Here is a 14548-nt window from a genome sequence, read left to right on the forward strand (position 1 = left end):
ACCGTGTCGGGCTCCGACCGTCACACGCTCCCGCGCAGCCGAACGACGCCGGCCGCGTCGACGCGCCCGCGCGACGACGGGTCGGTCACCGTTGAGCTGTCGATCCTGTTCCCGGCACTGCTGCTGCTCGTCACGCTGCTCGTCCAGTACGGCCTCTGGTTCCACGCACGGTCGGTCGCGCTCGCTGCGGCGCAACAGGGCGCAGTCGCAGCAGCGGCCTACCAGGCGCCGGCGGGAGCGGGCGTTGACAGCGCCACGGCGTTCGTGGCGGCCCACGGTTCCCAGACGTTGCTGGACGCGTCGGCCACCCAGACTGCACAGGGCGCCGGGACTGTCGTGGTCGAGGTCTCAGGACGGTCGGTCTCCCTGGTTCCGGGCATGCCCGGGCCGGTGGTCGCGCAGTCCGCTGCGGCGCCCGTCGAGCGCTTCACCGTCGCAGGTGCGCCATGAGAGCGCGAACGCAGGACCCCGAGCGCGGCAGCGTGACGCTCGAGCTCGCGATCCTCGCCCCGGTCCTGATCCTTGTGCTCGGCCTGCTCGTCCTCGGCGGACGGGTCGAGGTGGCAGCGTCTGCGGTCGAGCAGGCGGCGGCCGCCGCGGCGCGCGCGGCCTCCCTGGAGCGGAGCGTCGCGGCGGCGCAGATCGCTGCGGAGTCAGCCGTGGACCGGGAGACGGCTGCGCGCGACATCCGGTGCGTGACGACGATGGTCGAGGTCGACGCGTCCGGTCTGACGGCGCCCCTGGGCACGTCCGCGAACGTGACCGTGCGCGCGAGCTGCACGGTCACGATGGCGGACCTCGCGGTCCCCGGGCTCCCCGGCGGCCGCACCATCACCGCGGAGGCGACCTCCGCCGTCGACAGGTTCCGTACGCGATGAACGCGCTCATCTGGCTACGGCACCGGATGCGCCACGAGGAGCCGGACGTGGGCTCCGTCACCGTGTTCGTCGCCGTCACGATGCTCGGCCTCCTGGTGCTCTGCGGCCTCGTGGTCGACGGCGGCGCCAAGCTGCGCGCCACACAACGGGCCGACCGCATCGCGGCCGAAGCTGCCCGCGCCGCCGGACAGGCGGTGGACCCCGCCGCCCTGGTGGCTGGCGACGTCACGGTGGACCGCGCCGCAGCCGTCGAGTCCGCCCAGGGGTACCTCGCGGCGGCAGGCGTCACCGGCACCGTGGGGCTCTCGCCCGACGGCACCGCCATCGAGGTCGACGTCGTGGTCACCGCGCCGAGCGTGTTCCTCGGGCTCGTCGGCATCGAGTCGTTCAGCGTCACAGGCCACGGCCGGGCGGTCCTCGTGCACGGCGTCACCGGAGGTGGGACATGAAGCAGACGGTCGAGAACCGGGTTCACCGTGCGGCACACCCAAAGGGCACCGAGGTCGCCCGGGGCCTCGTGGCCGCCGCGGGCATCGCCGGCTTCGTCATCGGCGTGCCCATCGCCCTCGCCGCGGTGGCCCCGATCCGCGTTCCGTCATCGGCCCCGTCATTCGAAGGCGTCATCGACGCACTGAGCCGGCCCGATGACGGGAATCTGCTGATCGACACACTCACCGTCATCGCATGGCTCGCCTGGGCCGCCTTCGCCGTGCCCCTCGTCATCGAACTGATCGCGGCGCTCCGGGGTGTACCGACTCCGCGCCTACCGCTGCTCGGCCCCGCGCAGCGACTCGCGGCCGGGCTCGTCGCCACAGCGGGCCTCCTGATGACCGCCCCCGTAGCGACGGCATCCGCCGCCGCTGCGGGTGACCCGCCGGTCGTCTCGGCGATGCCGCGCGTGCACGTCCAGACACCTGACCGCGCCCAGGCGCCGGAGAACTCCTCGCCCGACGCGGATGGGGCGAACCCGGCTCGGCCAGCCTCGGTGACCGCGACGACAACCCCCTCCGTCACCGTTGTGCGGGGCGACACCCTCTGGGACCTGGCCGAGCGTCACCTCGGCTCCGGGCACCGGTACACCGAGATCCGGGACCTCAACCTCGGGCGCCCTCAGCCCGACGGTCGCGCACTCACCGATGCTCACTGGATCTACCCGGGATGGCACCTCCTCCTTCCCGCGGACGCAGTCGACGCCGCCGCGCAGCCGGTGCTGACTCCGGCACCCAGCGAGGCGGCTGAGCGCGCCGCCGCCGACTACACGGTCGTGCCTGGCGACACGCTCTGGGGCATCTCTGCCGAACAGCTGGGCGATCCGCAGCGCTACCCCGAGATCGTCGACCTCAACCGCGGCCGACCGCAGCCGGACGGAGGCACGCTGGAGGACCCCGACCTCATCCGCCCCGGCTGGACGCTCCGGCTCCCGGAGGACCTCGTGAGCAGTTCAGGCCTGCCGCTCGGGACACACGATGACGCGCAAGCCGGCCTGGATGACGCGCCGCCAGTCCACAATGACGCGGAGCTCGGGACTGCTCCACCGGAGGCTGCCAGCGGTGACACCGCCGCGAACCCCGATGACGGAGTGCAGCACGACGATGACGGAACGCGGGCAGCCGATGACGCCACGGGCGGTCGCCACGTCGCCGAACCCCCCGAGGACCAGGTGCCGGCCGAGGACGACAACCCGACCGAGGTTGTCGATGCCCACGACGATGACGCCGACCTCGCGCCGAGGTTCCTCCTCGGGCTCACGTCCCTGGCTGCGGCCGGAGTGATCGGTGAGCTTGCGAGGCGCCGCCGCCTCCAGCAACGGGCACGTCGGGTCGGGGAGCGGATCGCACTCCCGGAAGTGGGCTCGCCTACTCACCGGGCCGAGCGCACTCTGCGGACCGCGGAACCTCCCCTGACGGTCGGCGCACTCAAGCTGGCGTTCTCGCACTTCGCCACACGCTGCTACGAGTCTGAGCGCGACCTCCCACGCGTGGCCGCCGTCGTCGTGACACCGGAGGAGGTCACGCTGCACCTGAGCGACGACGACGACGCGCCCGTCCCCCCGTTCACCGCGACGGGCGCCAGGACATGGTCAGCGCCGCACCGGGCACTGACCTCGATGCCGAGTGCGGACGACCCGGGCCGCCCGGAGCCGTTCCCGACACTCGTGACACTCGGCCACTCCGCCGACGGGACCGTGCTCCTGAACCTCGAGGCGGCTGGGACGCTGACCATCGGCGGCGACCCGGCGGTTGCAGCCGACATCCGCCGGGCGCTCGTCGCCGAGCTCGTCACCAACGACCTCACCGGCCGCATCGGACTCGTGGCCGGTGAGGACTTCGAATCACTTGCCCGAGCGTGCGACCCGGCCCGACTACAAACTGCGCCGGCAGCAGCGATAGCCCGCGCCGCCGATCGTCGGCTCAGCGATGTGCGCAACGCTCTGGGGGCAGCCGGTCTGGACGACACGCTGCAGGCCCGATCGGACCGGCTCATAGGGGACGTCTGGCTGCCCGTTGTCTTCGACTCCCCCGACGCCCCGAAGACGCACCCGAGGCCCTGGATGGGCACCGTCGTCGTGACAGTGCACGCCACGTCCGAGACAGGATGGACGGTGACGGCCGATGAGGCCGGCGCCCGCATCGAGCCGCTCGGTCTCCACGTCCACCCTCAGCGCCTGAACGCAGAAGGGCTGCGCCGGCTGGTCGAGCTATTGGCACTCGCCCCACCGGTCGACAACGCCCAGCTGCAGCGCCCCACCCCGTTGACCGTGGAGATCCTCGACGCGGCGGCGGCACTGCCACCGACCGAGGAAGCGGACGAGACCTCCGAGGCTCCGCGGCCCACCGTCCGGGTCGAACTCCTCGGACCGGTGCTGATCACGGGGCTCCCCCACCAGGCCGGTCACCTGAGTCGGCGATCGACCGAGCTCCTGGTGTACCTCGCCCTCCGCGGGCGAGCGACGGGACCCGAGCTCGACGAGGCCCTCTGGTACGGCGAGCGCATCGACAGCCAGACCCGCAACAGCCTCGTCTACCGGACGCGGCAACGCGTCGGCGCGGACGTCCTCCCCGTCGTCGGCGCGGACGGCATCTACCGACTCGGGGGCGCGGCCACGACCGACTGGTCCGACTTCCAGAGACACGCTCGCCGGGGACTCGCGGCCGGACTCGACGGGATCGACGACCTGCGGTCCGCGATGAACCTCGTACGCGACCGACCCCTCCTCGGAGTGCGGGACGCCGACTACACGTGGGCCGAGCACGACGTTCAGCACATGATCAGCACAATCGCCGACGTTGCCCACGTCCTCAGCCGCCTGCTGCTCGAGTCCGGCCGTGCACGGGACGGTCTTGAGGCGGCAACGAAGGGGCTGATCGTCGATGCGTGGTCCGAGCTCTTGCTTGACGATGCGCTCGAAGCCGCGATCGCTGCCGACGATGCGACAGCCGCGGATCGCCTTCGGAGGAGGTATCTCGAGGACTCGGAGATGGTCCCCCCGAGGTCCTCGAAGCACTAGGGGCCGCTCGGCGCGATCAGCCAGATGATCAGGCCCGGTGTCGATCGCGACTCAGTTGACCATCGGGGTCCTGGAGGCCCGCCCGCGTGCCCCGCGACGCTCTCGCATCTGCGTCCACGCGGAACGAAGGTCGGACACGTCTTGCGCAGTGAACCCTGCACCGTCGATGAGGACTAGCTCATCTACCAGTTCGAGGGCGTCTGCCATCCTGCCGCCTCGTTGAAGTTCGTCTACCTTCTCGGGCAGGCCATCCGGCACGAGCCCGGGGTCTGGTATAGGCAGGGCTCGGCACTCAGACGGCTCCAGCTCAAGCAGTCCGCCGCCGTAGCTCCGACCCAGAACTTCCGAGAGGGCGAGCGTCGCCGAGTTCAGCGCGGCCGTCGCGACCTTGGCCATCGTGACGCCGGCCCGCAGGTATACCCGGTGCACGGTATCCGTGCTTGTGGCCCCCACATCGTTCGCAGTCAGCTGCACGTGGCTAGAGACCTGGCGAAGCATGAAGCCGTCCGGGGCCTTCACGGAGGGCACCGACCACCAGGGCGTACGGATGCTGCACTTGTAGCCGTCGGGGACATTGTGCTCCTCGCCGAGCACGATGTAGGCGGCCAGGTCCGGGTGCCTGGCGAGGTCAAGGTCTGCTGGCACCGCGAGGAGGCGAGTCCTGAGCGACTTCTGCGCGTCTGCCGCCAGGTCGTCCGCTCCGAATGTGATCCCTCGGATCTGTGCGCTTCGGGAGAGGAGTGGCACGGTGTACCGAAGTATGCGCCGGTCCGACGCTTCTTTCTCCGAGAGCGTGAAGAACGAGTTTCGGCCCGTGACGACCCCGACATTCACGTCGGCGTATGTACCGAGTGGGGCCAGCCGCTTCCCAACGCGCGCTTCGCGCATGAGCTCGATGGCATCTGGACCGAGGTAGTACTTGGTCCACTTCTCGGACTCGTGCAGACGCGCACGGGCCGCGGTGCCCGTCATGTCGAGCGCGGCGAGACCGTCGGCGTCATCTGCTTCTACGGTGCGGACACGGGCCGGTCCGTCGCCCTTCGTCGCGAGCAGGAGGACGACCTCCTGGAGGATGCCTGGGAACACGAGCCCGCGGAACGAGACGATGGTGATCTCCGAACAGCGGTCGACGAGGTACGAGCGCAGGAGGGCCGCGTAACCGACCTGTAGGAGCTCCGCAGGCACAACAAGCCCGATGCGCCCACCCTGCTTCGCGGCAACGACCGCAGCGACGACGAACGGAACCCAGGCGTTCGTCAGGCGGCTCGGCGCCAGGCCCTCAGCACGCATGAGACGGAAGGCGAGCTCCCGCGAGCCCTCCGCCCAGGATCCGAAGCGGATGTACGGCGGGTTGCCTGCCACCCCGTCCCACCTGCCGTGCTGCGTGCTGGTGAACCACGCGAAGAAGTCGCCCTGGACGACTTCCGCGCCCTTGATCAGCGAAGCCTTGGCAGCCTCGACGTCGACGAGCTCGACACCCAGCGCCTCGCGCCCATCGGAGGCCAGCCAGCGAAGGATCGCTCCGTCACCGCACGCGGGCTCGAGCACCTTGGCGCCTGCCTCGCCGACCCACCCCGCGACGAACTGAGCGATGAGGTCGGGGGTGTAGTAGCCGCCTCGGAGCTTGTCGACGCTGGGCGAAGCTTTGGTCGGGAAGCTGGGCATGCCGCCATCATCCCTTGCCCTACCCACATCGAGACGCACGCGGCCGTCGGCGAGCCACCCCCGCTGACGGCGGCGGCACCCGTACGGTGGCGCCGTGGCGTTCCACCCGCTGTCGAAGGACGAAGCGCGCGACCGGGTCGCCCAACTCGTTGGTCAGTACAAGGCGCAAGCGGTCGACTGGGAGTCCGCGGGATCGGCGTACACCGAGACCGAGGTCCGGATCCAGTTTGTCGACAAGCTGCTTGCCGCACTGGGTTGGGATGTCAGCAATGAGGCCGGCAGGCCCCAGGTCCTCACCGACGTGGTGATGGAGCGCACCGGAGCCGACGAGGACGGCGAGTCGTGGGGACGCCCCGACTACCGGCTCCGCAGCGCGGGACAGGACCGGTTGCCCGTCGAAGCGAAGAGGCCGTCGGTCAGACTGAGCTCTGATCCCGGGCCAGCGCTTCAGGCCCGTCGCTACGGGTGGTCGATGAACCGGCCAGCAGCGGTGTTGACCAACTTCGCTGAGACGGTGATCTTCGACACGACGATCACGCCTGCGGAGGGCGACGGCGCAGACGTGGCCGTAATTCCTGGCTGCCGCTTCACCGTCGACGACTACGTCGATCGGTTCGACGAGCTGTGGCGCCGGCTGTCGAACGAAGTGGTCACAAGTGACGAGTTCTACGCCGTGTACGAGTACACCGAGCCTCCTCGTGGCGAGTCTCCGTTCGACCGGCGCTTTCTCGATGAGTTCCGCAAGTGGCGCAAGGTACTCGCCAGCGACATCGCAGCGAGGAACCCATCGCTCGGCGCCGCCGAAGTTGGCCGGCGCACACAACGCGTGTTGAACGCCCTCCTCTTCCTTCGCGTCTGCGAAGACCGGAACATCGGGCAGTACCGTGACCTGCTCAGCTCAGCCAACGCCCGGGCCATAGGTGAAGCCTTCCGGCAGGCGGACAGAGTCTTCAACGCCGGCATGTTCACGGCGCTTGAGGACATCGCCGTCGGCGACGATGCACTGCTGGCGGTGGTCGGAGAGATGTACTGGCCGCGTACGCAGTTCGCATTCGGCGTCCTTGGGCCCGACGTGCTCGCTGGGGTCTACGAGCAGTACCTCGCTGAGCGCGTCGCAGTCGACGCCGACCGGACCGCGCGTCTCGAACCGAAGCCAGAGCTCACGCACGCGGGCGGTGTCGTTCCTACACCTGACTACATCGTCGACCGCCTCAACCGCGAAGCGCTCGCTCCCTTCCTGAGTAGCGGCGTCCCCGCGACGCTGACGATTCTCGACCTCTCCCACGGCTCAGGGCCCTTCCTGCTCGATGCCTTCCGCAAGCTCATCGCCGCCGCCGAACAGGCCGGAGCAGTCGTCGACTTGCCCGGGCGTGCCGCGCTCGCAACTGCCCACCTGTTCGGCGTCGACATCGATGCGACGGCGGTCGAGGTGACGAGGCTAAGCCTGCTTCTGGCGGTGCTCGGCGACTCAGTCGTGGATCCGACGACGACCCGGCAAGTTCTGCCTGACCTGAGCCACAACATCGTGGTCGGCAACAGCGTCGTACGAGGCGACTTCGACGATCTCCTCCCTGGCGCCGCGAGAGACGTCGAGCGCCGCGCCGCCGTCGCACCCACGGACCTGAGAGAGCAGTTCGGGATCCGCTACCCGCGGCACGGCTTTGACGCCATCGTCGGTAACCCGCCCTACGTAAGGATCCAGACGCTGACGCAGTTCATGCCCGACCAGCTCGCGTACTTCCAGCACCCAGAAGCCCGCTACACGGCCGGTGAGTCGAACAACCTCGACCTGAGCCTCGTCTTCATGGAGCGGGCGCTCGAACTCCTGGCACCATCGGGCCGGATGGCCTATGTCGCACCGCACCGCTTCACAAACCGCCTCTCGGCCACTGGGCTGCGACGCAAGCTCGGCCGACGCCTCGAGCGACTCGTCCACTTCGGAGTCGAGCAGGTATTCCCTGGCCGGACGACCTACACGGCGCTCGTGATCGCAGGACCCGCGACGGCAGAGCCAGCGACGATTGAGATGGTGACGAACCTTCCCGCATGGCGCGGTGGGCAGTCTGGCCGTCTGGTGAACCTGTCGCGGGCCGACCTGTCGTCGGCACCATGGCCGCTCCCGACGCCCGGACAGCGTGCCGCCTTCGAGCAAATGGAAGCCGCGGCGATCGGTCACCTTGGCGACCAAGACTGGGTGGAGGTCTTCGTAGGGGTACAAACGTCTGCGGACGACATCTTTCTGCTCACCGCGAGACCGTTCTCGGCGGGCGCCGAGACTGTCGAGGTCATCGACAAGCACGGTCGCCTGTGGCCCATCGAACGAGACATCCTGAGACCGGCGATCCTGGATCAACGTATTGCCATGTTCGATGGGCAGCCCGAGGCTAACCGTTGGGCAATCTTCCCCTACACCGTCGCACAGCTTGAAAGCTCCGCTGTGCGCACCCGCGCCAGAATCCTGTCGCGCCAAGCGATGGAAGCCGACTACCCGCTCGCTCTTCGGTACCTCGAGGCGCATCGAGTGGAACTCGAGGCTCGAAGCGTCACGCCCGATCCCGGCGAGAGCTTCTGGGCGTACGGCCGTTCACAGTCGCTCGCGAAGCTCGATGAGCCGAAGCTCATCGTGCGCGTCTTGTCACTTACCCCTCGATACGCCGAGGACACCGAAGGGCTACTCGTCACCGGGGGCGGTGACGGCGGGCCGTACTACCTCCTACGACCGAGGGCCGGCTGCCCCTACTCGATCAAGACGATCCAGGCTCTCCTCTCGCACCCTGTCGTCGACACGTTCGTCACCGTGAACGGACGGCAGTATCGAGGCGCCTACGCCGTCCACCGCAAGCAGTTCCTCATTGGCGTCCCCGTGCCCGAGCTCTCCGACGATGACCGGGCCTACATCGATGAGCGCGTCGACGAACTGCAGAAGAGTGCGGTGCGACTGCGCAGCGAGACCGACTCGGCGATCGTCACCTCACTCAAGGCGCGGGCTCTGGCCCTTCAGGCGCAGGTGCAGGCCGTGATTTCCCGTGCCTATGGGCTCACGCCTGAGATGGTCGCCGCCGTGTCCGACGAGGGGCCCACCGAGGCGGCGCCCACCGCATAGGGCGGCACGGCCTAGCTTTCGCGCTCCCGTCGGACATCGGCGTCACGGCGCGCGGTCATCCTGCCCACCGACCACTGCCCAGGTTGGTCGTCCTCGCGGCACACCTCTACGTGAGCGCGCCATCCGGCGTGCACGACGACGGGAGGTCAGCCATGGTCGCGTCCGGACTCGCACGATGGTCGCTCGCAGCGGCCGACCCGGGGATCAGCCCGAACGAGGACGGGCTGCCCGGTCTGCCCGTGGTCCGGTCGATCGTCGGCGCCCTGCTGACGTGGGGCCTGGTGGCTTGCGTCGCCGGCCTCGTGGTCTCGGTGATCGTGTGGGCGCTGGCCCACCAGCAGGGCAACTACCAGTACGCGTCGGGTGGGAAGTCGGGCGTGGTGGTCTCGGCCGGCGGGGCTCTGCTCATCGGAGCCGCGAACGCGATCGTCGGGTTCTTCGCCGGACTCGGGTCAGGTGTCTGACGTGGCAGCCACCGAGCTCGACCCGTGCGTCGGGCCCATCGTCTTCGTCTGCGACCTGGTCTCGAACGCCGCGGGATCGGCCCAGGCCGCGGCCTCGGACTACGTCCTCGGCGGCATCGCGAGTGCCTTCACCAACGCGGCCGCACACCTCGGCGAGTTGGCGCTCCGCCTCCTCAACTCGTCGACCGCCGTGGATCTCTCCGCCGACTGGCTCCGGGCCAACGTCGGCGTCGTCGCCGCGGTCACGCTGCCCCTCGTCGTCGGACTGTTCGCCGCCCAGGTAATCGGCTCCGTACTCCGCCGGGAGGGCGCCGGCCTGGCACGCGCCGTCGTGGGAGTCGGCAAGGCGCTGCTCGGCGGCGCTCTCGCGCTCGGCGCGACGCAGCTCGCGCTGACGGCCGTCGACGAGATGTGCAAGGCGATCGCCGGCGCCGCGGGCACCACGGTGGGTGCGGCGGCATCGCAGTTCTTCAACTTCTCTGCGCTGGCCACCTCCCAGTCCCCCGGTCTGCAGCTGCTCATCGCGTTCCTGCTGTGCCTCGCCTTCCTCCTTCTGTGGGGGGTGCTGCTGTTCCGCAAGGCCGCGCTCATCCTCATCGCCGTGTTCGCGCCCGTGGCATTCGCTGGGTCGGCGTGGGACCAGACGCGCGTGTGGACGCGTCGATGGCTCGAGATCGTCGCCGCGCTCGTGTTCTCCAAGCTCGTCATCGTCGTGGTCTTCGTCGTCGGCGCCTCCGCCTTCAGCGGCACCGGCCCTGACCTCGCGGGCACCGCCGAGGCCACTCCCGACGCACGGTCGTTCTCGGACCTCCTCGTCGGGCTGCTCCTCATGGTCATCGCTCTGTTCGCGCCGTGGCTGACGTGGCGGTTCGTGCACTGGTCAGGCATGGAGGCCGCGAGCCTCATGCACCAGAACGTCGCAGCGAACCCGATCTCGCGTGCGGGCCAGGCGGCTGGGCGCACGACCCGCGTGGCGGCACAGCACGCCGCGCTCACGATGCTCACCAGCGGTGCCGGGTCGGCCGCGACCGCTGCGCGTGGCAGTCGGGCCGTCGCAGCAGCCAAGCCGATGGCGGCGGCCGCTCCCAGGGCTGCGGCACCCGCCGCGAGAGGCGCCAGCGGGAAGGCGGCCGGGGCATGACCGCCGCGACGACCGTTCCCGAGGGCCCCTTCGTCCGATTCGGCCGACGCGAGCGTCGCGGCATCCTGCTCGGGCTCGGCGCCGCCCAGCTCGTCGTCCTCGGCGTTGCGACGTTCGTGGCGATCACCGGTGTCTACACCGGCGGCGGGGCGGGGCTTGCCGCCTCTGCCGCGATCTGGGTGCCACTGTTGGTCTTGGCGCTGGGGTCCGTCGGCGGACGACCGCTCGTCGAGTGGGTACCCCTGTCCGCCGCTTGGGGCATCCGCCGCCTCACCGGCGCTCGCGAGGTCGCGCTACCCGTGCTGCGCCGCAGCCTTGAGCTGCCGGGCGTTGGCACGATCCCGGTCGTCGCGACACCGGCCTTGGGTGCGGCGCTCCTCGTCGACCGCCGAGGTGGGGCCGTGACCGCGGTGGCGCGCGTCTCCGGCCGGGGCTTCGTCCTGGACGACCCCGGCACCCAGGGTCGGAAGGTCGACGGCTGGGGCCGCGCGCTGGCCACCATCGGCCGACGCCGGACGGTCCGGCGAGTCCAGCTGGTCCTGCGGACCACTCCGGCGGGAGACACCGCTGCGCACCGTTGGTGGCGAGAGAACGCGATCGCCACGGGTTCGTGGGCGGGAACCGTCCTGGCGGAGCTGATGGACGACGCCGCCTACGTCGGTCGCCGTGCCGAAACGCTGCTTGCGGTCGCCCTGCGCCCGCCCCGCGGCGGCCTCCGACAGCTGAGCGAACCCGACGTGCGCACGCTCGAGCAAGAGCTCGGCGCCGTCACCGATGCCCTCGCGGGCGCCGACATCGACATCACAGGCTGGGTGAGCGCGGCCGAGGTCCACTCGGTGCTGCGCACCGCCTACGACCCCACGACACGCCCCGCCCCCGAGCACGTCCCGAGCGCCGCGGCACCTCCCGCCATGGGCATCGCAGAGTCGTGGACGCACGTGACCACCGACGGTGGCGTCCACTCGACGTACTGGATCGCCGAGTGGCCCCGGTCCGACGTCCACCCCGGCTTCCTGCAGCCCCTCGTACTGACCCCCGACGCCGTGCGCACCGTCACCCTGATCGCCGAACCACTTCCCATCGCCTCCTCCCTCCGCGAGATCCGGCGGGCCAAGGCCGAGCACGCCGCCGACTCCGCACAGCGCGCACGGATCGGACAGGTCGAGGACGAGTCCATCCGCGCCGAGCTCGACGACCTGCTCCGCCGAGAACAGGAGCTCGTCGCGGGCCACGGCGACCTGCGCTTCACCGGGCTCGTCACCGTCACGGCTCGCTCCGCCGAGGAGCTCGACGCAGCCTGCGCCGCGACGGAGGCGGCGGCAGCGCAGGCGCTGTGCGAACTCCGCCGGCTGGTCGGCCAGCAGGCTTCGGCGCACCTGGCGGCCACGGTGCCCCTCGCGCGAGGTGTGGTGTGAACCGCGCTGCCGCCCCCGCACCGAGCCCTTCGCGTGGCCGACTCCGCCCGGCCGGATCGCTGCGCATTCCGGCGCACCGCGCGTCCTCGGCCACACTCGCGGGCGCCTACCCGTTCCTCGCCGGCTCCCCCTGCACGACCGGCGCCCTCGTCGGCGTCGACGCGATGACCGGTGGCCCGTTCTGCTTCGACCCCTGGGCGCTGTACGCCGCCGGTGAGCTCACCAACCCCAACGCCGTCCTCGCCGGCGTCATCGGCCAGGGGAAGTCAGCCCTCGCCAAGTCGCTGGCGGTGCGTGCCATCGCCAGCGGCCGCCGGGTCTACGTCCCGGGCGATCCGAAGGGCGAGTGGAGCCCCGTGGCCGAGACGGTCGACGGCGTCGTCGTCCGCCTCGGACCGGGCCTCCCAACGCGGCTGAACCCCCTCGACGCGCACGGCGCGGCGCGCGACATGGCGCACGGCCCGCGCCTCCGCCTCCTCGCAGCGCTCGCCGAGCTGACGCTCCGACGGGAACTCCGACCCGCCGAGCGCGAAGGCCTCGAGGCCGCCATCACGAGCGTGGAGATCCGTCCCGATCCCACGCTCAGCGACGCCGTCGAGGCCCTCGCGCCGGGCACCGCCGACGACGGACGAGACCTCTACTTCGCCCTGCGTCGGCTCGTCCGGGGCGACCTCGCCGGCATGTTCGACGGCCCCTCGACGCAGGTCTTGGACCATGCCGCGCCGATGACCGTGCTGGACCTCTCGGGCCTCGGTTCGGACGACGACGCCCTGGCGGTCGCGACCGCCTGCGCCTCGTCGTGGTTGGAGCACGCCATCGCGACCGGCACCGCCAAGCGGTGGGTCATCTACGACGAGGCGTGGCGACTCATGCGCTCTGTCCCCCTGGTCCGGCGGATGCAGGCCCAGTGGAAGCTCTCACGCGCCTACGGCATCGCCAACCTCCTCGTGCTCCACCGACTGTCCGACCTGGACGCCGTCGGGCGCGCCGGCAGCGAGGCACGCGCGCTCGCCGAAGGACTCCTCGCCGACTGTTCGACACGCATCGTCTACCGACAGGAGAGCGACCAGCTCGATCTCACGAGAACGGCCTTGGGCCTGTCCACCGCGGAGCGTGACGTGCTCACCGCACTCCCCCGCGGGACAGGCCTCTGGAAGATGCCTCGCCGGACCCACGTGGTGCACCACCACCTGAGCGCAGCCGAGCTGGCGCTCTTCGACACCGACGCAGCGATGCGGGGCACGCCATGATCCGGCCGGACGAAGCGACCCGCCTCGCCGAGCAGGCGCTGCTCGGGTCGCTCATACTCGACCCCCAGTCGCTGGCCTCTGTACGCCGCTGGCTCCGCCCGGGCGACTTCTCCGACCCGCGCCACGGCACCGTCTTCTCGCTGCTGCGTGAATGCGACACGGCCGGTGATCCGATCGATCCCATGGCCGTCGCCGGAGACCTCGCCGGACGACTTCCCAGCGCCTCACCGGGCGTCGTCGTCCACGACCTGCTGCAAGCGGTGCCTGCTGCCCCGAACGCGGGTACCTACGGGCGCATCGTCGTGGAGGCCAGCCTGCGCCGGGAGGTCGCCGGCGTCGGCATCCTCCTACGGGCTGGTGCACTTCAGTCGGCGCTCTCCCGCGAGTCCGTGCCCATGTCGTCCACGTGCGCGCTGGTCGACGCCGCCCTCGACTCCGTGGCCTGGCGTTGGGCGGCCGCCATGGGCTTCCCTGAGTCCGCACAGGATCGGACGCCGATACAGCTCCGACCTGCGCTCCGGAATCCGGGCCTGCGCCTGGGCGCGGACAAGCTCCTGCAGAACCATCCCGACCGAGACACCGCGATCGAGCAGGCGCATGAGGCGCTGCTCGTCGGAGCCCTCATCACCCACCCGCCCGAGGTCACAGCGGTCGGCGCCCACCTGCCACCTCAACGGATCTCATCGCCGTCCTGGCGGACCGCCTACGGCGTGATGCTCGAACTCGCCGAACTCCGGCAGCCGGTCGACGTCGTGACCGTGGCGGCCGCGACGGCTCGCCTGTGCCACCACGGCCAACCCGCACCCACTCTGACGGAGCTGCGGGAAGCCGTGGAGGCGGGCCGACATGCCCCAGTGCGTGAGGTCGAGCGGACCGTCTGGATCGACCAGCTCCGGCGCATCGCCGACCATGGCGCCGAGCAGCTGATGTCCGGCGCGGCGAACCCGGGCCTGCGCGTCGAGGACCTCGTCGACACCGGCCACCTCATCACCACCGCCCTCCGGGACGGCGCAGGGATGCTCGACGACCACCGCGAGCCCGGGACGTCGCCACTGCGGCTCGTCGGTGCAGCCGCGACTCCGGTGGCCGAGCGCGAGGGTCCGGTGGCGGGATGACGCGCCGTC

At 70.6% G+C, this 14548-nt stretch carries 11 protein-coding genes; 10 read left to right on the top strand and 1 reads right to left on the bottom strand.

The window, feature by feature from the left end; genetic code table 11:
* The first annotated feature begins 3 nt into the window (after window positions 1-3).
* Genes AFE02nite_RS03610 through AFE02nite_RS03625 form a run of 4 tightly spaced genes read left to right on the top strand, consistent with a single transcriptional unit; the run spans window position 4 to window position 4386 of the window.
* Entirely contained in the window at window positions 4-450 is a 447-nt protein-coding gene (locus AFE02nite_RS03610) for a TadE/TadG family type IV pilus assembly protein (RefSeq protein WP_052113331.1), read from the top strand.
* Window positions 447-878, top strand: a complete 432-nt coding sequence (locus tag AFE02nite_RS03615; RefSeq protein WP_034243037.1) for a TadE/TadG family type IV pilus assembly protein — start codon at window positions 447-449, stop codon at window positions 876-878. Before AFE02nite_RS03610 ends, AFE02nite_RS03615 begins: the two co-directional genes overlap by 4 nt.
* Window positions 875-1327 (top strand): pilus assembly protein TadG-related protein, encoded by a 453-nt coding sequence (locus AFE02nite_RS03620; protein ID WP_052113330.1) that lies wholly within the window; start codon window positions 875-877, stop codon window positions 1325-1327. Before AFE02nite_RS03615 ends, AFE02nite_RS03620 begins: the two co-directional genes overlap by 4 nt.
* A complete protein-coding gene (locus tag AFE02nite_RS03625) occupies window positions 1324-4386 on the top strand; it encodes a LysM peptidoglycan-binding domain-containing protein (RefSeq protein ID WP_034243035.1) in 3063 nt (1020 codons plus the stop codon). Before AFE02nite_RS03620 ends, AFE02nite_RS03625 begins: the two co-directional genes overlap by 4 nt.
* 51 nt (window positions 4387-4437) lie before the next feature.
* Here AFE02nite_RS03625 and AFE02nite_RS03630 read toward each other — a convergent pair whose 3' ends face one another.
* Window positions 4438-6051: an N-6 DNA methylase gene (locus tag AFE02nite_RS03630; protein WP_034243033.1), complete on the bottom strand. Its 1614-nt coding sequence runs from the start codon at window positions 6049-6051 to the stop codon at window positions 4438-4440.
* A gap of 94 nt (window positions 6052-6145) precedes the next feature.
* On the opposite strand from AFE02nite_RS03630, the gene AFE02nite_RS03635 reads away from it, so the two are divergent.
* The 6 genes from AFE02nite_RS03635 (at window position 6146) to AFE02nite_RS03660 (ending at window position 14539) form a co-directional block, all read left to right on the top strand.
* Window positions 6146-9154, top strand: a complete 3009-nt coding sequence (locus AFE02nite_RS03635) for an Eco57I restriction-modification methylase domain-containing protein (RefSeq protein WP_034243031.1) — start codon at window positions 6146-6148, stop codon at window positions 9152-9154.
* 152 nt (window positions 9155-9306) lie between these two features.
* Window positions 9307-9618 carry a DUF6112 family protein gene (locus tag AFE02nite_RS03640; protein ID WP_034243029.1) on the top strand — a complete coding sequence of 104 codons (312 nt, stop codon included), beginning with the start codon at window positions 9307-9309 and terminating at the stop codon, window positions 9616-9618.
* 1 nt (window position 9619) lies between these two features.
* Window positions 9620-10759: a type IV secretion system protein gene (locus AFE02nite_RS03645; RefSeq protein WP_034243027.1), complete on the top strand. Its 1140-nt coding sequence runs from the start codon at window positions 9620-9622 to the stop codon at window positions 10757-10759.
* Complete coding sequence (locus tag AFE02nite_RS03650) at window positions 10756-12174, top strand: SCO6880 family protein (RefSeq protein WP_034243025.1); 1419 nt, start codon at window positions 10756-10758, stop codon at window positions 12172-12174. The genes AFE02nite_RS03645 and AFE02nite_RS03650 overlap by 4 nt, the downstream gene beginning before the upstream one ends.
* 164 nt (window positions 12175-12338) lie before the next feature.
* Entirely contained in the window at window positions 12339-13424 is a 1086-nt protein-coding gene (locus AFE02nite_RS03655; RefSeq protein WP_261765421.1) for a TraC family protein, read from the top strand.
* The gene (locus AFE02nite_RS03660; protein ID WP_034243022.1) at window positions 13421-14539 is read left to right on the top strand and encodes a DnaB-like helicase N-terminal domain-containing protein; all 1119 of its coding nucleotides are present in this window, start codon (window positions 13421-13423) and stop codon (window positions 14537-14539) included. Before AFE02nite_RS03655 ends, AFE02nite_RS03660 begins: the two co-directional genes overlap by 4 nt.
* Window positions 14540-14548 lie beyond the last annotated feature (9 nt).

The sequence above is a fragment of the Actinotalea fermentans genome, from assembly GCF_007991475.1.
Classification (GTDB): domain Bacteria; phylum Actinomycetota; class Actinomycetes; order Actinomycetales; family Cellulomonadaceae; genus Actinotalea; species Actinotalea fermentans.